Source organism: Mucilaginibacter lutimaris (genome assembly GCF_042676625.1).
Lineage (GTDB): Bacteria > Bacteroidota > Bacteroidia > Sphingobacteriales > Sphingobacteriaceae > Mucilaginibacter > Mucilaginibacter lutimaris.
Genome location: NZ_JBHTIA010000010.1, coordinates 1 through 20986, shown reverse-complemented (window position 1 = coordinate 20986; position 20986 = coordinate 1). Strand labels below are relative to the sequence as shown.

Annotated in this window: 21 protein-coding genes; 18 read left to right on the top strand and 3 right to left on the bottom strand. The window is 43.2% G+C overall.

Annotated features, from left to right (window positions below; genetic code table 11):
• The 12 genes from ACFQZI_RS14785 to ACFQZI_RS14730 all read left to right on the top strand — a co-directional run.
• On the top strand, positions 1-530 hold a 530-nt coding region (locus ACFQZI_RS14785; protein WP_377143763.1), incomplete at its 5' end, for an RHS repeat-associated core domain-containing protein.
• Positions 531-598: 68 nt separating this feature from the next.
• Positions 599-1012 (top strand): polymorphic toxin type 44 domain-containing protein, encoded by a 414-nt coding sequence (locus ACFQZI_RS14780; protein WP_377143760.1) that lies wholly within the window; start codon positions 599-601, stop codon positions 1010-1012.
• A 32-nt stretch (positions 1013-1044) separates the two neighbouring features.
• Complete coding sequence (locus ACFQZI_RS14775; protein WP_377143758.1) at positions 1045-1410, top strand: hypothetical protein; 366 nt, start codon at positions 1045-1047, stop codon at positions 1408-1410.
• 463 nt (positions 1411-1873) lie between these two features.
• Complete coding sequence (locus ACFQZI_RS14770) at positions 1874-2203, top strand: hypothetical protein (RefSeq protein ID WP_377143756.1); 330 nt, start codon at positions 1874-1876, stop codon at positions 2201-2203.
• 370 nt (positions 2204-2573) lie between these two features.
• Entirely contained in the window at positions 2574-3389 is an 816-nt protein-coding gene (locus tag ACFQZI_RS14765; protein WP_377143754.1) for a class I SAM-dependent methyltransferase, read from the top strand.
• 70 nt (positions 3390-3459) lie between these two features.
• Entirely contained in the window at positions 3460-4650 is a 1191-nt protein-coding gene (locus ACFQZI_RS14760) for a serine hydrolase domain-containing protein (RefSeq protein WP_377143752.1), read from the top strand.
• Between the two features lie 191 nt (positions 4651-4841).
• Entirely contained in the window at positions 4842-6539 is a 1698-nt protein-coding gene (locus tag ACFQZI_RS14755; protein ID WP_377143750.1) for a serine hydrolase domain-containing protein, read from the top strand.
• Between the two features lie 175 nt (positions 6540-6714).
• Positions 6715-7008 (top strand): hypothetical protein, encoded by a 294-nt coding sequence (locus ACFQZI_RS14750; protein ID WP_377143747.1) that lies wholly within the window; start codon positions 6715-6717, stop codon positions 7006-7008.
• 426 nt (positions 7009-7434) lie between these two features.
• Positions 7435-7785, top strand: a complete 351-nt coding sequence (locus tag ACFQZI_RS14745; RefSeq protein WP_377143744.1) for a hypothetical protein — start codon at positions 7435-7437, stop codon at positions 7783-7785.
• Positions 7786-8193: 408 nt separating this feature from the next.
• Positions 8194-8613 (top strand): DUF6932 family protein, encoded by a 420-nt coding sequence (locus ACFQZI_RS14740; protein ID WP_377143742.1) that lies wholly within the window; start codon positions 8194-8196, stop codon positions 8611-8613.
• Position 8614: 1 nt separating this feature from the next.
• The gene (locus ACFQZI_RS14735) at positions 8615-9145 is read left to right on the top strand and encodes a helix-turn-helix domain-containing protein (RefSeq protein WP_377143740.1); all 531 of its coding nucleotides are present in this window, start codon (positions 8615-8617) and stop codon (positions 9143-9145) included.
• Entirely contained in the window at positions 9142-10773 is a 1632-nt protein-coding gene (locus tag ACFQZI_RS14730; RefSeq protein WP_377143738.1) for a KGGVGR-motif variant AAA ATPase, read from the top strand. Before ACFQZI_RS14735 ends, ACFQZI_RS14730 begins: the two co-directional genes overlap by 4 nt.
• Before the next feature lie 35 nt (positions 10774-10808).
• On the opposite strand, the gene ACFQZI_RS14725 is transcribed toward ACFQZI_RS14730, so the two are convergent.
• The 3 genes from ACFQZI_RS14725 to ACFQZI_RS14715 all read right to left on the bottom strand — a co-directional run bounded on the left by ACFQZI_RS14725 (position 10809) and on the right by ACFQZI_RS14715 (position 14226).
• Positions 10809-11102 carry a hypothetical protein gene (locus ACFQZI_RS14725; RefSeq protein WP_377143735.1) on the bottom strand — a complete coding sequence of 98 codons (294 nt, stop codon included), beginning with the start codon at positions 11100-11102 and terminating at the stop codon, positions 10809-10811.
• Positions 11103-11198: 96 nt separating this feature from the next.
• A complete protein-coding gene (locus ACFQZI_RS14720; RefSeq protein ID WP_377143734.1) occupies positions 11199-13751 on the bottom strand; it encodes an MBL fold metallo-hydrolase in 2553 nt (850 codons plus the stop codon).
• Positions 13752-13779: 28 nt separating this feature from the next.
• Positions 13780-14226, bottom strand: a complete 447-nt coding sequence (locus ACFQZI_RS14715; protein ID WP_377143732.1) for a hypothetical protein — start codon at positions 14224-14226, stop codon at positions 13780-13782.
• 313 nt (positions 14227-14539) lie between these two features.
• Here ACFQZI_RS14715 and ACFQZI_RS14710 point away from each other — a divergent pair, with 313 nt between their 5' ends.
• The 6 genes from ACFQZI_RS14710 (at position 14540) to ACFQZI_RS14685 (ending at position 20793) form a co-directional block, all read left to right on the top strand.
• Positions 14540-15457, top strand: a complete 918-nt coding sequence (locus ACFQZI_RS14710; protein ID WP_377143730.1) for an ArdC family protein — start codon at positions 14540-14542, stop codon at positions 15455-15457.
• Between the two features lie 115 nt (positions 15458-15572).
• On the top strand, positions 15573-15746 hold the full coding sequence (locus tag ACFQZI_RS14705; RefSeq protein ID WP_377143727.1) for a hypothetical protein: 174 nt from the start codon (positions 15573-15575) through the stop codon (positions 15744-15746).
• Between the two features lie 59 nt (positions 15747-15805).
• Entirely contained in the window at positions 15806-18721 is a 2916-nt protein-coding gene (gene ligD, locus ACFQZI_RS14700; RefSeq protein ID WP_377143725.1) for a DNA ligase D, read from the top strand.
• Between the two features lie 738 nt (positions 18722-19459).
• Positions 19460-19633 carry a helix-turn-helix domain-containing protein gene (locus ACFQZI_RS14695; protein ID WP_377143723.1) on the top strand — a complete coding sequence of 58 codons (174 nt, stop codon included), beginning with the start codon at positions 19460-19462 and terminating at the stop codon, positions 19631-19633.
• A 60-nt stretch (positions 19634-19693) separates the two neighbouring features.
• Positions 19694-19960 carry a transposase gene (locus ACFQZI_RS14690; RefSeq protein WP_377143720.1) on the top strand — a complete coding sequence of 89 codons (267 nt, stop codon included), beginning with the start codon at positions 19694-19696 and terminating at the stop codon, positions 19958-19960.
• A gap of 20 nt (positions 19961-19980) precedes the next feature.
• On the top strand, positions 19981-20793 hold the full coding sequence (locus tag ACFQZI_RS14685) for an IS3 family transposase (RefSeq protein WP_377143718.1): 813 nt from the start codon (positions 19981-19983) through the stop codon (positions 20791-20793).
• Positions 20794-20986: the final 193 nt, after the last annotated feature.

Genomic DNA, 20986 nt, shown 5'->3' with positions numbered 1-20986 from the left:
AAGAGGGTAGGGCGGCCAGGAGGTCGGACGGGACATACCGTTATGAATACGACCTGAAGGACCATCTTGGCAACGTGCGCCTGACGTTTCAGAGGAACGCGAGCCAATTCAAAGCGGAGCGGTTACAATCGGACGATTATTACGCTTTCGGTATACGCAGATCGGTACCTAATAATGTGCTGAACAATAAGTACCTTTACAATGGCAAAGAGCTGCAGGAAGAGACCAGCGACTATGATTACGGTGCACGTTTCTACGATCCTGTAATTGGTAGGTGGACAACGATTGATCCGCTGGCAGAGAAGTCCAGAAAGTTCAGTCCATATACATACGGATTAGATGATCCTATCAGGAATATCGATAGGGACGGTATGTTCTCAACCCATGTTGATGAATATGGAACTGTTTTGAAAAACGTGGACGATGGTGACAAAGGAGTTTATGAACATGACGGTAAAACTGCAAAAGACGTTGAAAAGACCTATAGTAAAACAAATACTGGTGCCGGGGGAGAAAAATTGGTGAATTAGGGGGTAAAATTGACATTACTAAAATAGCAAGTAACATCTTAAAAAGAGACGGACAAGTTGCGGAAGGATTGAACACAGCTGAATGGATTAATAAAGTTTTGCCAGGTCATGATTGGGATTTGAAATCACAAACAAACACAATATTTGGTGTAGCTTGGAAATACGATCAAGATATAAAATCAAAAACTGGAGGTGATAATGACACTTTCTTTAGCTTCAAAGGTCTTTCTGAAAACGGTAAGTTTACTGCGGCTGATTTTGGTAATTATCATGCAGGTTACACAGGAATAGCAGCAGGGGTTTCACAAAGAACACAATATAGTTTAGCTGGTCTTGGGGAAATGGCAAAGTTCAACGGTGGCTTTTGGAAACGCGCACGAGAAATTCTTTTTAACGTTTCACCTAATGGTAATCAAAGGATTGATTTTCATTATAATACAGATGGAATGGTTGATGCTGCAAAAGCGGGCTTACATCCTTGATTTATGCAATTGTTATCATTAGGAGGAATTAAATGAAAAAGTACGGTTTGTTGTTTATTATTATCGGTACACTGTTCAGTTGCATCAACAGTAAAAGCAAAAGGAATTATAAGTACACTTTAAAAAGAGTAAATAACTTATATATTGAAGTGTATAAAGCTGGATTAATAGGAAACTTAACATCTCAATATCTTACTGACTCAACCAATTTCAGGGTTCATTTAGGCACGTTTGATGATGAAAACGGATACATCTATTGTAAGATTGATGGCGACAATATATATATTGAAAAGAGGGAACATGGACAGGGTTCAAGCCCGCAATTTGATACTCTTAAAGTTGTATCAAAAACGAGGTACAGTTTAAAAGACTTAAAGAAAAAACATTTGTTTGAATGAAGCGCAAGCCGGTTCGTTACAAAGATGAACAGGATATTGAGCGTTTGTTTATCAGCATCAACACATTAGATGACATCAAAAACTGTCTCTTATACCTCAACTATGCGCTTCGGAAACTAAGCCCAAAAATACAAACATGCTAAACAGATCAGGCAAAGTGTAATCACGGAATGGCTAAAAGAAAAGAACCTGCGCACCGTTCAATATATGGCCGGACACCGTTATGTCAGTTCAACTGAAATGTATAAAACCACCAATCTCGAAGACCTAAAGAGGCGCTTAACAAGCATCATCCACTGACTCTATCTTAAAAAATCGCGACTCTTATCCAATAAATCCTCGAAAAACAACCAACCCTGCGGCAGCCTGTGGTAAAAATCAACCAACCATCAGGGGCTTGTATGAAAAAATGTCTGTTAATTTTACGAGTCTAAACGTTCTTTATAGCACCGAAAAAGTGCAAATGGAAAAACCAGGGAAAATCGTAAAACATATAAGGGGCAATACGATTACGGCGCAAGACAGTTATGGAGGTGTTCTAGCAACTTCTCTTGCAAAACAATTAGCTGAGGCAAATATTAAAGTCGATTTGTTAATAACCGTGGATGCGGCAAATGGACCGCTGAGTAGTTTTGTTGATAGAGATATACCTGGCAATGTACAAAGCAATATTAATTATTTTGAAACCAATAAAGGCACTCTTCTTCCAGACAGTATACCTATATCGGTGATTTCTTTAGAAAACAAAAAGATTATTGTAAAAAAGACATTGTATAAAATATACAGTGAGTAGTTCTGAAATAGGTTGACGATTGGTCATGTCCGTATTTTGGAGTACAGTTTTGGAGGGTTAAAAATCTAATAATGTTACCTATTATCATTCAATAAAACAATGTTTATTGCTTGTCCTGGTTAGATGTAGGAAATCCTTAGGTTTCCGTATCTAAATAGGTTTTCTTCTTTTTAATATTTTTTCTTCTTTTTAGTAACCTCCTTTTTTGTTTGAAGGCGATACTTAAATTCAGGTTGACATTGTTTAATAAAAATTATATTTTCGAGGCATTACAATCGTTGCTTAAATATCTCCCGGCGTATTTGCGCCATTAACCGGCATCCTGCGGAGGCGGGACAAATAATCCTATGTCCATATTTAAACAAGCAACATGCACCTTATCGATTCTTCGATCGAAGCTTTCTACGCGCACGCGCAGGAAGAAACCAGACTGACCACAGGTCTTGGCCCATTAGAGTTTGAACGTAATAAAATCTTAATCAGTCGCTATCTTCACCAGCGCTGCCATATTACCGATGTAGGCGGAGGCACCGGTCACTATGCACAATGGCTTAGCAGCCTCGGCCACTCCGTTACGCTCATCGACCCGGTTCCCAAGCACATTCAACAGGCAAAAAAGCGGTCTAAACAAACAAGTCAGCCCTACCAGTGCCTGCTGGCAGAAGGGCGTAATTTACCGCTACCCGATGCCAGCCAGCAACTGGTTATCCTACACGGCCCATTGTACCACCTGCAAGAGCGATCCGATCGCATCGCTGCGCTCAGGGAAGCCCGCCGGGTACTTAGGAAAGACGGCATCATTTTAGGATTCGCCATCAACAATACTGCCTCAATAGTAGCGGCGCTGCAAAGCGGTTTGATTTATCATCCTGATGTTTTCAAAATGTGTACCACAGAACTGGTCTCCGGCATCCATCAGCCACCTGCCGGTTTTCCGGGCATGTTACCGGCGGCCTATTACCATCGTCCCTCTTTTTTAATCGATGAGTTTAAGGAAGTCGGTTTAAAACCGCTTGAATTACGTCCGGTGGAAGGTATCGCCTGGATGGACGGTAGTTTCTTTAGTAATTGGGCGGATCCTGTCAAGAGAAAGCGACTGCTGGAACTGCTCGAACTCACGGAAAAAGATCAGGACCTATTATGCTTCAGCCCACATATGATGTTGGCAGCTAACGTTAGCATCTGATTTTATGTTTACAATTGTCACAATTAATGATTTGCAACGACTTACTTACATACAAATAACCACTATACTTATGAAAGTAATCACCTTATTCTTGACCTCTCTACTTTATTTACAATGCATGGGCCAAAGCGTTTCCAAGATCAAACGTCTGGATGGTTCAGCAATTTCTAAAGATCATATCGATACCATAGTGCGCCGGTTAATGGCGGCCGCAAGGGTAGATGGTATGCAACTGGCCATCATCAACAATAATCAGGTGGCTTACAGGAAGGCCTATGGCTTTAAAGATAAAGAAAAGGGACTCCCTCTGGATACCGGCACCATCATGTACGCGGCTTCGTTCAGCAAAGCCGTATGTGCTTACATCAACATGCGGCTGGTACAAAAAGGACTCATCGACCTGGACAAACCTTTAGTGGCATATTTAAAAAAGCCGCTTCGTGAATACGGCGATTATGCAGAACTGGAAAAAGACGAACGCTGGAAAAAAATCACGCCGCGAATGTGCCTGAGCCACACAACGGGCTTGCCAAATGTTTGGTGGATGAATGTAAAAACCGGTGTGCGGGATACCAGCCTGAGAAACCGGTTATACTTTGAACCCGGCAGTCGTTATGCTTACTCAGGCGAAGGCTTTAAACTGCTGCAGCGCATTGAGCAGGTGTATTTAGGCAAAGGTTTGGAAACGATGGCCCGGGAGGAAATATTTGAGCCTGCAGGGATGCACCGTACCAGTTATGTCTGGCAGCCGGCATTTGATGGCAATGCGGCTGTAGGTTACGACGAAGAAGGCAAGCCTGGCGGCCAGGTGCGTTCGCAAAGTGCCATTGGGGCAGGTTCCATGCTCACCACCGTCAGCGATTATTCGCGTTTTATCGCGTATGTGCTGAATGGCCGCGGGCTTAAGCCTAAGGTCTATCGTGAAATGATCCGGCCACAGATCCGCATTCATTCAATTTATGAGTTTCCTACAATGCTGGAAGAAACCACTCACCGCGACGATAAGATAGAGCTGTCGTACGGTTTGGGTTGGGGCGTGATCAAAACGCCTTACGGTCCTGCATTTTTCAAGGGCGGCCACGATGACTGCTGGCGTAATTATACGGTCAGTTTTCCTCAAAAGAAGATTAGTATCATTATCATGTGCAACAGCGGTAATGGCGAAAGGATCTTTAAAGAACTCCTGGAGAAACTGGTCGGTGACACCTTTACCCCTTGGGAGTGGGATCGCTTTACGCCTTATAACGTAAGGACGAACTAACACTTGGCATTCTTCACCAGAATAGTCGCTTTAATTAAATGATGAAAAGGCCGCACTATAAGGACTACTTATTAATGATGTTGAAATTGACAATTATTTACATCTATATCATGTTTAATCAGCCACATATCTGGCAGCAGATTTCAACTACATGGTGATTCAATTAGGGACATATCATAACCTTTATCCATATGAAAAAGAAACTGACTTTCTACTACATGTTACTATCATTGTTTTCACTGATAGTTTTTGCCGGCAGCAGCGTGCATGCACAGCCCCTATCCGACAGTACCCGCTCAAAAATCGACCAACTCTTCGCCAAATGGAACGATACAACTGCGCCCGGCTGTGCGGCCGGCATCGTCCGATGTGACGAACTGGTCTATTCAAAAGGATTTGGTCTGGCCGACCTGGAAAATAAGACGCCTAATACGCCGGCCACCATTTTTTATATGTGTTCGGTATCCAAGCAGTTTGCGGGATACGCCATTGCAATGCTGGTGAACCAGGGAAAAATTAAGCTGGATGAAGATATCCATGCCTATTTGCCATGGATGAGTGATCTTCGCCAGAAGATCACGGTCAAAAACCTGGTCCACCATACCAGCGGCATTCGTGATGATATCGGGCTTGCGCAATTTTATGGGCTTGGAGAGGACGGAATGCTCACCGAGGAGTTAGCAGTTCAGATGCTCAAAAGGCAACGCACACTTAACTTTGATCCCGGCAAGAAGTTTTCCTATTCCAATTCCAATTATGTGTTGCTTGCGGAGATTGTAAAGGCAGTAACCGGTCAAAGTTTCAAGTCTTATTCTGATTCAGCGATCTTCAGACCGTTGGGGATGACAAGCAGCGCTTTCGCAGACGATCATTCGCAATTGATCGCTGGCAGGGCGCTATCTTATGAAAAGGATAGTAAGGTTTTTCGTAATGCTGTACAGAACGTTTATACGCTGGGTGACGGCGGACTGTTTACCAACGTGAACGATATGGCTAAATGGGTGGCTAATTTTTATCAAACAAAGGCTGGCACTTTTAAGGATATTGAACTGATGACCACACCTGGTAAGTTAAACGATGGCTCCAGCATTCCTTATGCGATGGGGATCAACGTCAATACTGACCGTGGCTACAAGCGGTTGACGCATAACGGCGGGCTTGCTGGTTACCGGACGATCATTGCAATCTATCCGGAACTAAAAACGGGCTTCTATATCTTTGGAAACGCGGGTGACGGTGACGTTTATAACAAGATCAACCAGATAGCTGAACTTTTGATACCGGACAGGTCAGAGAAGAGACAGGCGCAAGCACCGGTAACTCAAAACGATCCGGTTTTTGCTATAAAAGACTCGACAGAACTTTCGAGGTGGGACGGAAACTATATTGCAGCTAATGGCTACAAGGTCTCGGTAAACTTCAAATCGGGCAAACTATATGTGAACGGAAATGCGGAACTGGAAGCTGAAGGCGATAGGTCATTTCACATGAAGGCACGGTCATCGGTGAAATACCAGTTTTCGATCGATCCAAAGACAAAGACTCTCCTTGCAAAATTGATTTCTCCGGTGTTGGCAAAGCCAATTGAGATGGAACGTGTCCGCGAAATCCAATTGTCAACGACACAACTAAATGAATATGCCGGCAGGTATTTTTCCGAGGAGTTGGGAGCATTCTTCAATATAAGTGTTAAAAATAACGAGCTATCGATCTGTGATAAGTACCATGAGCCGGTAAGAATGAACCTGTTCGGAGCCGATCACCTCTTCACCGATTATGATTTTTTAAACCATCTCCGTGTTAGGCGCAATAAAGGCCGTATTACAGGCTTTGAGCTGAACACCGGCGATACGGCGGGGCTGATCTTTCTGAAGCAAATAGATAAATGAAATATAGCTGATCGGCGACATCACCAGCCCCTGGAAATGGGACCGTTTTACGCCTTTATAACGCAAAGAAAAATAAAGCTTGAACACAGCAAGGCCCCCTTAATCCCCTGAAGGGTGGTCTTAATTTTAATAATGAAAAGAACCACGCTATGCAATGGCCACTTAACGATGACTTATGAAAAAACTAATCTTTCTATTTATACAAATACTGCTGGTCAGCTCGGCCCTTGCGCAGAACGAACCACAACAGATAGATTCCCTTATGCAGCTGGCGCATCAAAGAGGGGTGTTTAACGGTAACGTATTGGTAGCCTGGAAAGGCAAGATTATCTATGAAAAGGCCTTCGGCTACGCCGACGGCAGCAAAAGCATACCATTAAACCTTTCCATGAGTAGGCTTGTTGACAGTGACGATGATTCAAACATAGGTTCGTTGCCTACGCATACCTCTACAATTGCAAAGGATTGAATGTCAGATTCCATTCTTACTTGCTTTCTTTCCTGCTGCACCCATGCAGTTGCCACCTGCATAAATGAGGAAAGTGTTTTCATCTGTTCAAATAGATGGAATGGTGTTTCCATTCACCAGATAATCAGTTATTACAAAGAACAATTTGTAATGTCCGCTTACTTTACTCACGGACAACAAGTCACACATGCCGCTACTATCCCTATCGCGGGGATAGATTGATAAACATACTCTACTATCTGATAGCTTTTACCTCGACACGCGACATTCGTAACGAGGGCTTCGATCTTTTACCCAGCATAAAGCTTTTGGATGCAAAAAAAGCGCATGCCTGACTTACCCGTCAAGGGTATATGAACCGTGACTCCGCCTCGGCCCTTGACAGATATGCCATCATGCGCAATAGGGCAATAAAAACTTTACGCTATGGAAAAGTTCGCATTAACCCTTCAGTCCAGTTCTGCCATTGACGTTTATGTCGCAGATCATCATCTTATGAAATATGAAAAAGACCTGCTACTTGAAATAGCTGATGCTATTAGCAAAGGCGAGGCCGCTAAAGTAGCCTGGTTCGCCGGCTTTGGTGACAGCTTTCGTCAGATCTTAATGAACGTCAATGAATACCGCAGAGTATTGGAATTTGGTTTTATAGAAATTGCTTTCAATCAATATGGCTGGTTCGCTTCACCAAAGTTCCTTAACAGGGAAGACATCGTATTAGAACAAAGTGAGATACGCATCGGCCGCGGCCTAATGGTTCATGGGCTTACGCGCTAAGTTGCAACTATGGTACCGCGGGCAGCAGCGGTCCGCTATGCGTGTTTTGTAAGAAGTACTCTTCAAGAAACGAAGCACTATCAGCAGCGATGTCAGAGATGAAAACCCAGATGACTAAATATCTCGGAAATCCAGACACCACTAATTACAAACAGGATGTATTGAACAAGACCCTAAAGGCGATTGCTGCGCTGGAGAACAGCCGGGTGCAGCTCTCTATGTTTTAATTGTAAACTTAGATATGGTTTTTAACAACAATTTTGTTGTCTTAAATCCTGTATCTTTACTTATTATCGCAATGAATAATCTATCTATTTTTTTGATTGTTCAGAATACAAAACAAATTTGTTGTGTATTTCGTATTAATAATTATATTTGTGTTATGTAGAAAATCACAAGGGAATGGAAATGAAATACAACGGAATTTATCTCGCACCAGGCATTTATATCCTTAATGAGGGTCGATTTAAGGAAGAGTTCGTGCATAATCACCCAAGGGAGGTACTATTTGAAAACCTGAAACGTCTGATGACAGTCATGGAATGCGTCCATAGCTCAGCCTTCTACATTGGTGGGAGTTTCGTGACTAAGTTACCTGTTCCTAAAGACGTTGATGCTTGTTGGATAATTCCTGTAGACATTTCAGATGAAGAGCTTTTTTTAAGGTTTCCCATCGCTCTTTATCCCTCCAAAGTTAAAGAAGAATATGGAGTTCATTTATTTCCCGTTTCTGCTGAATCCCTTGCTATGAATCATAACACATACATTGATATGTTTCAAATAAATAGGCTCAATGAGCCTGTAGGTATAATTAAAATCGAATATTGACATGATAAAAAACAACAGACAATTTGCAGCGGCTCAGGAGAGGCTAACTGTACTTAAAGCAGAGCTTGAAGATCATTTCAAAAATAAGGACACAATGCGACCTTATTATTTTGAAAGCAAACACAACACTCATAAAGAAATGATCGACAAACTCCAGCAGGATATTGATGCTTACAACGCATTGTTAAATGGCAATGTGCATTTTTTTGTTTACAACGATTGGAGCGAATTGAGCGATGTATTGATTTCAGCGAGAATACACAAAAGGATGAGCCAAAAAGAACTCGCAGAAAAGTTGGGTATTGCCGAACAGCAGATACAGCGGTATGAATCTACGGATTATCAGGGAGCCGGATGGTCTAGACTCCTTGAAATCTTCAAAGCATTAGGACTTAGGGCTGAAGGTAACAGGGTTAATTTTGAAACGGATGCTGGTATCTTTTTAAACCCTCCTAGCGTTGACGACTCAATGAAAGAGGTATTCAAAAGACAATTAAGAAGTGAGAAGACATTTGATTTAGCAGGCGTATGAAAACGATAACGTTTTATTCCTATAAGGGAGGGGTTGGGCGGTCTCTTGCTTTAAGCAACATAGCCGTTCGCTTGTCTGAACTTGGGCAAAATGTGTGCGTAATGGATTTCGATCTCGATGCACCAGGCCTGAGATTTAAATTCAAAGATTACCAGTTTTCCAGTCCGATAAAACAAGGCCTTGTAGATTATATTTATAAGTTTTCAAATGAAGGTGTGCTAGATGACATTAGTAAGTACGCCATTTCTTTGAAGCCTGCTAACGACTTCTTCAAAGAGATCTCATTTATTTGTGCTGGTGATATCGAGTCGAAAGATTATTGGAGCAAACACGCCAAGATAAAATGGCAAGACCTGTTTTTTTCAGAGTACGGACAAGGTGTTGACTTTTTTCTTGACCTAAAGGCACAAGTTGAAAAAAAGTTTAATCCTGATTATTTTTTGATCGATTCTCGAACAGGCGTTACTGAAATCGCTGGAATTACCTTGCGTCTACTCGCTGACCACGTGGTGGTGTTAGGTATTAACAACAGGGAAAACCTTTTTGGATCAAAGCAAGTGATTAAATCCTTATTGAGTGATGACAACATGTTTCCCAAAAAGCCCTCTATCAATTTTGTTTTGTCAAGGGCTCCATTCGATAAACATGAAAAGGAGAAAGAGCGTTTAGTGATTGAGAAGATTCGAGAAGAATTTAAAAGTCATCTTGGGCTTAGTTACTTTGACATCTCCGTTATACATGGTGATAAAAAAATTGAAGAGGAGGAAGGTCATCTTTTAAGAATCGATCAGCAAGTTCAGCTCGGATCAATCAGTAGTGATTATTGGGATATCTTAAAGATAGTCACCGAAGGTAGCTTGAATTTGGACGCCAAGGTTCTGCAGATCAGGCGTGCGCAGATCGAATTTATTAAGTACATGAATGAAACGGATAATCTACGCAAACTCGAACTGCTTGACGAAGCGATCAAGCTGGATGGCACAAAATACCTTTACTATAGTGAGCGTGGCAATCTTAATTTTAAATTAGGCAATATTGATGCAGCTATCATAGACCATCAGGAAGCTTTAAAGATCAGTCCTTCAAGTCCTAAATTAAATTATAACATTGCAGTATGCTATACGGAGAAAAAAGTGTACGACTTGGCCCTGGAATATTTAAACAAGTCTGACGATGTTGGATACCCTGCATTTTATTGTAAGGGTTTTATTTATCGTGAGACCGGCAGTTATGACCTTGCGCTGCAAGCTTTGAATACAGCGCTTTCAATCAGTCCTACGCAAGATAAAGGCTTTAATACACGAGCGGATATACATCGATTACTTGGTAATTATAATGAAGCCTTGTCGGACATCTTATCTGCGATAGAACTTAAGCCGGACAAAGCAATTTACTTTGCGACACTTGCGGAAATCTATGCATCGCAGGGGAAGGAGGATGATTTTTATCTGAACTTAACTATTGCTTTGTCGAAAGGTCTTTCAAGTGATGAACTTAGTTCTGCACGGGATGTATACGAAAGATTTTTAAAGCAAGAAAAGTTTATTGCCTTGCTTGGAAAATATGATATCGATCCGGACGATATCAAAAATGGCAATTATACCGTTCGAAATGTCGGATTGAGCTAAATAAAAAGGCGGATGATAAGTCCGCCTTTTTATTTTTATCCTTGAGATCCAATAATTCCTTTATCCTTGGAATTGATGATTGTCCGTTCGCTACTATCGTCAAGCGAATCTTCAGGTGACGAATTTTTCTTCCTAAGAAGTCCGATTTCAATGTCATCATTTTCCGCAATATTGCGACTATCTGCAGCAGGATTGACAGCGGGCTGGTAATCCTCTGAAAGATATTTCTTTCTCAGATCTTCAATAGATGGACTAGAATTAGCGCGCGAATCCGCTGCGAAATTCTGAAACCCTCGAGATGAAACAGGAACAACGTCCATGTTTTTCATATGACTCGACACGTAATTTTTTAAATTTGAAGAAATCATAATAATACCTCCTGTCTATTTTACAAGTAAAGTTACTAAATGTTTTATGATTGTCAACTACCAACCAAGGCCTAAACAGGTATATTGACGTAAAATTTTCAATTCTATTGCTTGACTGAATAAATCTGTCTGTCCATGTGGAATATCTTTTGCATAAGCGACCTTTGCCTGGAATAGTGCCTCGGCGGGTTTGAGTCCGCTGACAACTCCGTTCCAAAATTGATCATGCATCGGCTTTCCATAGTAATCATACGGTGATTTCAACGGTGAATAATGGGTTCCCGTGCAACCAACAAAAGCTTGTGCGCCTGCTTTTAGATAGGTCAAGGCAATAGATTCAGCGGGGCTTTTTGACGTAGGGCGGTCAGATAAGCCTCGTTTTCCTGATGCAGGCTCATAGACGGTCAATGCTCCCCAGCAACATCCCGTGAAAACAACAGTTTCCGGCGTAACACCGGGAATGTTGTTAACACACATCGCCTCGAATTCGTCTCCGTCAACTGTTTCTCCCCAAAAGCGACTACTGTCGCGTTCCGAACCGTGAAGCATAAAATATACTGCACCAAGGGCAGCATTTTGATGTATATGAGCCGGTCCATATGTTTCTGAGACGTTCAAGCTGTCAAGTCCGGGAATCGTCGAATAGGTTGTTTCAGCAAAAGGTCTTGCAAAGTTCCGGATGCCGAAACGTCCCTTGGCATTGAATTCCGTTGCGTTTAACGCGCTGGACAACAATGATGCGTCCCTAGCATCAGGAATCCGGCTAACCGGGAACTCCGGAATACCGTCATTATCATTGTCACCATATAAGTCATCGCTCCAAACAATGAATCGGTCAGAATCACCATTTAAAAGATTCTTTTGGATTAATTGATTGCGCAACTTATTGTCAAGTACAGTCAATCTTTGCGCCGGAACAACATCGTATCCCCCAATTATTACAACTCCCTTGAAACCGCCATTACGCAGCGTCGTCTTAACCGTGTCCGCCGTTTCCTCAGCGGTTGCAACATTATTGGTTATATTCACCAATTTGATTTGCGGATAACGCGCGATTAAATTTAAAAGTTGTTTTACTGCGCCGGCACCGATATTTTTTTCGAGGATATATGTGTTGGTCACAAACAGAAGTTCAGGTAGATTCCTGCCCGGTGCAATGGACTGAAATAATAATGAATCCGTAATTAAATCTGGATTACGTGCTATAGGTCCGTCCGGCGGTTGAACATCTATCGTAAGTACAACCTTGGTCCTGACATGAGGGACTTTTGCAATAATTTCAACAAATTGATCACTTGCCGAAGTTCCGTATGTCGGCGCAGGTGTGGATGGTGCTACGGCTTGATTTGTTGGCGTAAAAGATGGTATTTCCGTCCGCTGATTGTTGGAAGTTGGTAAAGGAAGCAAATCGCGCGTTCTATTTACTGAAAAGTCGTTCAACTGATTTACGGGCACTTCAAATTTGACCGTTTCGTTGGACTTGCTAACTGTGACGATTCCACTCCGGTCATTGCGCGCGAAAATGATCTCATTTTTTAGTGATTGCAGATATTTGAGAGCATCTTCATCCGGATGACCGCCATCATTCCTGCCGCCGGTATGTGCCAACAGTTTTGGCGAACTCATTGCCTTGAATACTTTGTCGTTAAAAGCGTTGTAACTGGTATGATGGGTGAGTTTAACAAAATCGTAAGGCCCATTTTGCGCGACTACCGATAGCAAAGCATTCATATCACTGGTCAGATCTTTGACCTCTGCTTTTGCAAATTGCATGTCGCCTGCGAGTAAGGCAGACCAGCCGTCTGCTGCAACTTTGAAAACGATGCTTTGATTGTTCTTAGCCGCACCGGAACCGGGACGGTCTTCCAGCCCCATAGCGTCGTCGGTAGGCTTCAACTCAGAGATTCTGCGATAGGCATCAGTTAGCGAGATACTGTCTCTTCCGCTTTGTAAAACACTGTCATCAGCAACGAAGTCGGCGACGGATGCAATGGCAGCAGTGCACTTTAATAAGTGATCCACGCTTGGTCCGAGGATCTTTAAACCAAAGTCCTCAAATTGTTTCTCAAATGCTTGCAACTTCACTTTTCCTTCCTCGTCGGCTGTGATATCCTTACCAAAACGATGAACAGTTACACCGTTGCTTTCGAGCCGCTCGATCATATTTAGATATTTTGACTCCAACGTTGCCGCATCGTCAAGAAATTGAAGTAATTCGTCGTCGTTCAAATCACCCTGATACTCCTCCTCAAGTGCCGATGATAATACGATCATTTCGTCGGTCATTTGTATTTCATCTTCCGGGCCATACCCTTTTAATGTCCGTCCGAACCCAAATTTTTCATCAGCGATCAATGCAAGTTTCGGTCTGATAACATCCAGACCAACCAGGTCCGGAAGGCAACCAATGTGGTCGCTATGGCAATGGGTAACAATCAAAAGGTCAAATTCAAACGGCGGAGCAGCGTTTAGTATCTTTTTAAACTGTGTCCGCAAGCTATTGGTATCACCCGGATGGCCTCCGTCTACAAGAATTTTTCTACCGCCGTGTTCGATAATAAGGCAGTCCCCATATTTGGTTTGCCCCATGTCAAGTAAGTGTATCTTCATACAAGATAAATGTTTAATGTGTCCTCTCTTATTTTTTTAATGGGATCAATGCGCTGATGATGCTGAAAAGGATCAGAAAGATCGAGGCGGCAGCAGCATCATAGCCGTTCCAGCCAAGTAACGTACCTATCTTATCTCCTGAAGTAACATATGCCCATACGATAAAAGCAAATGTGGATAGCAGAATATGAATGATTTTAGGCTTATCTGCATCAGCCATTCGGTACAGATATATGGGTGTAAGTAAAAGGCAAGCAAAGAAGACGACGATAGTGAGCGTTCTTCGTGTAGAATGATCATCAATCTTAGTGAGTAAACCAACCATTGTTAAATATGCACCAATGATCTCCGACGGTATCAGCTTAGAAACTTTTTCTAAATAATCTGCTAATTGCTTCCCTTGGACGTTAGGTTCATCAGTGCCGTCCGCACCGGCGATAACCGTTTTTTGGGGCTCATAAAAGAGACGACTCATGTGATAAAAGCTAAAGTTTAAGTAAATCTAACAAGTTGATTTACAATTAACAAGGGAAGATGAAAATTTATTAGACGCCTTTCCTTCACAAGCAACCCTGGTTTATAAAAAAAACATTAATCATTCGCGCAAAGTTCGTCCGTCATTTCGCAAACGGGTGCCGGGCTCTGCGATGCCCTCCAAGGTAGTACCCGCAAAATGGGTATCCCGACGGGAGCCTCCACATTTTCCGCGTCTCCACCTTGCCCTTATTGCGTTCTGCGAACGGGTCATCCGCCATAATTAATTTTTTATTCACTTAAAACTTAAGGTTATGGCAACTACAGCAAGATTTAAAGACATCTATCAGGAAGTGACAGATGCGGTGATTGAACAGATGGAAAAAGGCAATTTAGTGTGGAGATGCGGCTGGCGGGATTCATCGCTTCCCAGCAATGTGACGACAGGCATTGCCTATCGGGGCTGGAATGTCTTCTGGCTGAATTTTAACACGATGATCAAAGATTACGAAACGCCCCAATATCTGACCTTTAAGCAGGCACTCAACCTTGGAGGAAATATTCGCAAAGGCGAAAAAGGAGTGAAGATCATTTATTGGGCAGCCATTGAGCTGAAACAACAAAATCACGAAAGTCAATTGGTGGATAATAAAGACGAAACTAGTAACCGTCAACGGATGGTACCGAAAGTCTACACCGTATTCAATATTGCACAAGTTGAAGGTATTGATTTTCGTGAACCGATAGTCAATCATTCAACGATAGTTGAAAAAGTGACCGCCTGTGAGGAGTTGATCGATAACATGCCGGATCGGCCGGTCCTTGAAACAGATGGGATATGTCCGGTTTATTTTCCGGTAAGGGATACAGTATCCGTCCCCGGGATCACATCGTTTGTAAGTGCTGAGGAATATTACGCAGCATTATTTCACGAATTAGCACACAGTACCGGGCATGCCACCAGGCTGGGACGAAAGGAAATCACCGAGGCGGCTGCTTATGGCAGTGAGCCCTATTCCAGGGAAGAACTGACGGCCGAATTAACAGCTGCATTCCTTTGCGCCCTAACTGGAATAGGTCAGCAGACGATAGAGAACAGCGCAGCCTACCTGCAGGGTTGGCTTGGTGCTTTGAAGAATGATAAAACTTTGCTCATCAAAGCAGCAGGTCAGGCACAAAAAGCTGCCGATTACATCCGGAACATCAGAACTGAGTTGGCACATGTAGCTTGATTAAAGCCCTTATGGGCTTTTTATGCTACTGACGATTGTGATGTATGGTAGGGTATGATCCTAAAACTATTGGTTGTTCTCCTTGTTAAGGTATTAAATTAAAACTTAATCCATTATGAGCACGAGAGGATCAAAAGTGGAACGCAACTCGGTATCCGAGCAGCCCCATGAATTAGCGTATAAGGCCCGTAAGGAGGGAACCTCTAAAGATAAAGTAGAAGCCGCAAAGAAGGCTGCAGGAAGCAATCAGCGGAAAGCCGTTGAAGGCAAACTTAACGGCAAAAAATAATTGCCGGCATTAATTGCTAGAACTTAAGCCCCGGAAGGGGCTTTTTTGTCGCTGATCCTTTGAAAATAGCAACCTACAATATCAACGGCATCAACGGCCGTTTGGACATACTGCTGCGCTGGCTGAAAGAAGCGCAGCCGGATATAGTGTGCTTGCAGGAGTTGAAATCAGAAAATAGCAAGTTCCCGGAGAAGGCCATCAACGATGCCGGCTACCAGGCGATCTGGCATGGCCAAAAAAGTTGGAACGGTGTAGCCATACTCTCCAAAGCAGAGATCAAAGAACTGCGGAATGACCTGCCCGGCGAGGATGAGGAGTTCACGCACAGCCGGTACACTGAAGCGTTTATTAATGGGATCGTCATAGGTTGCATCTATCTCCCGAACGGTAATCCCTGGCCGGGGCCAAAATTTGATTTTAAATTGCGCTGGTTCAAAAGGCTGGCTCATCACGCCAAAGACCTGGTCGACCGTGACCTCCCCGTCATTTTAATCGGTGATTACAATGTGATGCCCACCGAACTGGATACCTATAAACCCGAAAAATATCTGGAGAACGCTTTGTTCCGTCCGGAAAGTCGCAAAGCTTTTAAAGACCTAATAGACCAGGGCTGGACCGATGCGATACGAACGCTTTACCCGGACGAACGGGTCTATACGTTCTGGGATTACCTCCGGGATGCCTACGGCAGAAATGCCGGCCTCCGCCTGGATTACTTCCTGCTCAACAAGAAGATCTCTGGTCGGCTTATTGCGGGCAACGTCGACAAAGAAGTACGTGGCTGGAAAGGTGCAAGCGATCACGCTCCGGTTTGGATCGAACTGGCAGATGAAAATGAGACAGCACTTGTTCAAAAGGAAAGAAAAATAACAAAATCTAAGGCAACAGGCTCAAATAAAGAAAATGTCAAGGCGGAGCCAAAAGGACTCCTTCAATTGCTGAGCGAACTGCCCGAGATTCCCGTTCCAGATGCCATTAAACCCATGAAAGCCACACTAGTGGATGAGCCGTTCGATCAGCCTGGTTGGATGTACGAGATTAAATGGGATGGCTACCGGGCCGTCGCTATATTAAACGAGGGACAGGCTACATTAACATCAAGAAACAACCTGATATTCGAGCAGTTTCAGCCGATCAATGATTTGTTGGAAAGCTGGGAGATGAATGTCGTGCTAGATGGCGAGATCGTGGCGCTGAACGAACAGGGTACCGCTGATTTTGGAGCCTTGCAGAACTGGCGCAATAAGAAGAATGCACTGCTGGCTTTTTATGTTTTTGACATACTCTGGTACAATGGTCGTGACCTCACCGGGCTGCCGCTAAGATCAAGGCGGGAGATTCTGGACGCTGTTTTGCCTAAAGATAGCAACCTGATCCGTCCAAGCCAGGTGTTCGAGGTTGGCGGCATTGAGTTTTTCGAGGCCGCCAAAAGAATGGGGCTCGAGGGCATCATTGCCAAACGAGCTGATAGTCTATACACCTCGGATGCACGTTCACGGGAATGGTTGAAGGTCAAAGCCAAGCGCAGGCAGGAAGTAGTCATCGCCGGCTTCACGAAGAATGAAGGCACCGGCAAATATTTCAGTGCATTAGCTATCGGCGTTCATGACCAGAAAGGTGTGCTGCGCTATATCGGCAAAGTAGGCACCGGTTTTAATGACGGCAGGCAAAAAGAGATGATAAAGCTGTTCGAGCCGCTCATCACCAATGAAAGCCCATTTGATGTTGAGCCGGATGTAGATGAGCCTTCGCAGTTCAGGCCAAGGCGCTTAGGTGCAAAAGCTACCTGGCTAAAGCCCCTGCTGGTATGTGAAGTCGAATTTGCGGAGATCACCAGCGATGGCAAAGTACGGCAGGCGTCCTTCAAGGGAATGCGTACTGACAAAGACCCGAAAGATGTGGTCATGGAGATCGAAGCGGATACTGCGGAGATGGTCAGCAATAGCCATTTAAAAGTTGATGCAATACTGGCAGAGGCCAATTTAAAGACGAAACGTAAAAGCAGAAAAAGTTCCGGCCTGAACACGAATCAAGAACCGGCCGATCTACTGATCACTTCAAAAAATGAAACGGAACAGGTCAAGGTCGACGGTCACTCGCTGAAATTGACCCATCTCAACAAGTTGTATTGGCCGGAAGACAAGGTCACCAAACGGGATATGTTCAACTATTACCACCAGGTTGCGCCTTTTATGGTGCCTTACCTGAAGGACCGGCCAATGTCCCTCAACCGCTTTCCGGGGGGTATCCACGGAGAAAGCTTTTATCAGAAAAACGTCAGGGATAAAGCGCCGGAATGGGCGGAAACGATGCCGCACACAAATGGTGAAGGCGTAGACAAAGACTATCTTTTAGGTAATAATGAAGCGACCTTGCTTTGGATGGCTTCTTTAGGTTGCATTGAAATGAACCCTTGGTTCAGCCGGGTAACTTCTCCCGACAATCCGGACTATTGTATCATTGATCTCGATCCTGATAAGCAGCACTTTGATCAGGTGATACAGGCTGCGCAGGAAGTGAAGAAAGTACTGGATGCGATAGATGTCCCTAGCTACCCTAAGACTTCCGGTTCAACTGGGATGCATATTTACATCCCGCTTGGCGCGAAATACACCTATGATCAAAGCCAGCTGTTTGCCAACATCATCGTCCAATTAGTACAACAACAGATACCGGATTTCACCACACTCGAAAGGATAATCTCGAACCGTAAAGGCAAAATGTACCTGGACTTTTTGCAGAACCGCCCCGGTGCCACCATAGCAGGAGTGTATTCACTCCGTCCGAAACCGGGCGCTACGGTCTCTATGCCATTGACCTGGGATGAAGTTAAGTCTGGCTTAACGATGCGCCATTTTACCATTTACAACGCCATTGACCGGATCAGGGAAACCGGTGATCTTTTTACCGGTGTGTTGGGGGAGGGGATCGATCTGGCCAAAACGATTCAAAAAGCCAAAAGTATATTTAACTAAAGAACATAGATGAAATACGGATTAATAATTGATATGGACGGCGTAATCTACGCGGGTGAAGAACTGACAATCTTCCTCAACACTTTACAGTAGCTAGTCGCATAAAACTTTAGAATCGTAACGAAGGACGTGCGTCTCAATTTTTGATATAGCGAAGCGTCAGCGTTTAAAATTATATGCCTCTACGCTTTATTGACGCTGTTTTGACTGTTTTTTCGAACTATACTACGAATGATGCAGTTTCAAATGTTTTGCCTTACGGCGGAGAGCTAGGATTGAACCTATTGCACTTTCGCTTCACTGATGCTGTTTTTAATAATTTTTGAACTTGAACGCCACGATTAGCGCATTTTTCTCATTTTACCTTTGGCGGAGAGTCAGGTTGCGAATCTTACCTTTTGTATCCTGTAAATCAGTATTTACATTAGCAATAGCCATTTACTATACGATTTATTAGATGAGTTTATTCAATAAATTATGGAATGGAGTGTNTTACTTTCATACGGTTTAAGCCTGTCAGTTTGATACCGCCTAAGATGGTAATGTGCAGTTTGCCGTCCAGGTAGATCAGTAATTCTGCGTTATCCGTTATTAGTTTAGCCATGTTGAAAAAAAAGTTTAATGAGAACTATTCTGCACAAAAGTAAACAATGATTTGTTTTTAACAAGAGAACGATAATTTTATTTATTAACTTTTGTTCTCTACATTTGATATAATCAATAGCGTTAAGCACGCTTTTGTGCATTATCATAAACATTGGCGATAAGATCACTGCATTACGTAAGGTAAAAAAGATATCACAAGCCGACCTGGCTAAGGAAGCGGGCGTGTCCCGCGAGATCATCGGGCGTTATGAACGCAACGAGGTTTCTCCCTCGGTTGATGTGGCTAAAAAGATCGCTGATGTGTAACCCCTCCTAAAAACCGGACTGCTTAAAGGACGAAAAGTCTTAACTTTAAACAGTCAAACGATGAAGAACTCAATTATTACCGAAGCACAGATTGTCAAGGCCATCAAAGAATATGAAGGTGGCCGTGAGTTAAACGATGTATGCCGCGAACTCGGCGTGCACAAATCAACCTTTTACAATTGGCGTAAAAAGTATGCCGGCATGGATAGCCAGGAACTGAAACGTCTGAAAGAGCTGGAGGACGAGAACCGTAAGCTGAAGCATATGTATGCAGAACTGGCTTTAGATCACAGCCTTTTAAAAGACGTGCTTTCAAAAAAGTTCTGAAGCCCTGCCAGCGCAAGGACATGGTTACTTACTTAATGGAGTCCCGTCAAGTAAGTATTAGCAGGGCTTGCCGGGTAGTAAAGCTGCCCAAATCCATGTTTTACTACAAGAACGTTCGTGATGACTCTGAAACTATAAATAAGTTAGTGGAACTTGCTGAAAAGCATCCCACTGAGGGTCAGGATCTTTATTATAACAGAATCCGCCATCAGGGCCTCAATTGGAACTATAAACGTGTGCGACGAGTCTATCTGTTATTAGGCATGAATCGCCGCAGAAAGGTCCGCAGACGCGTGCCCGCACGGGTTAAAGTGCCACTGATCGTGCCTGAGCAAGCTGGAGATACCTGGTCAATGGACTTTATGTGTGATGTGCTAATGAACAAAAGAAGGTTCCGAACGCTAAATATTATCGATGACTATAACCGGGAAGCTATCGCCGTAGAGGTAGCTTATTCTATGCCAGCCTTATGGGTGACTCAGATCTTAGAGCGAACTATTCATGAGCAAGGTAAACCAAACTGCATTAGGGTAGATAACGGACCGGAGTTTAATAGTAAGGAATTTAAGGATTGGTGTGAGAACAAAGGTATAACCGTGCAATTCACGCAACCGGGGAAGCCTATGCAAAACGGCTATATCGAACGGTTCAATAGAACGTTTCGGGAAAATATACTAGATGCTTACTTATTTGAAGACATAAACCAGGTACAGGTACTAGCTGATGAATGGATGGAAGATTATAATTACAGCAGACCGCATGAAGCATTAGGAGGAATAACGCCAAGTCTGTACAAGCAGATAAATAATGAATTAATTATGATATCAAAATGAAAAGTAGCTTTTATACGGTTATACCAGCCATCTTGGGATTTGGCGACTTCATGTTTCATACTCGAATCTCGTTGTGGGAAATTTTAGCAACCATTATCGCAATCAGTCTAATAATCTATTTATTAAAGAGAAAACGTAAATAACATATAAATTAGTCTTTTTAACTACTGTCCGAACTAAGGGAGGGTTACAG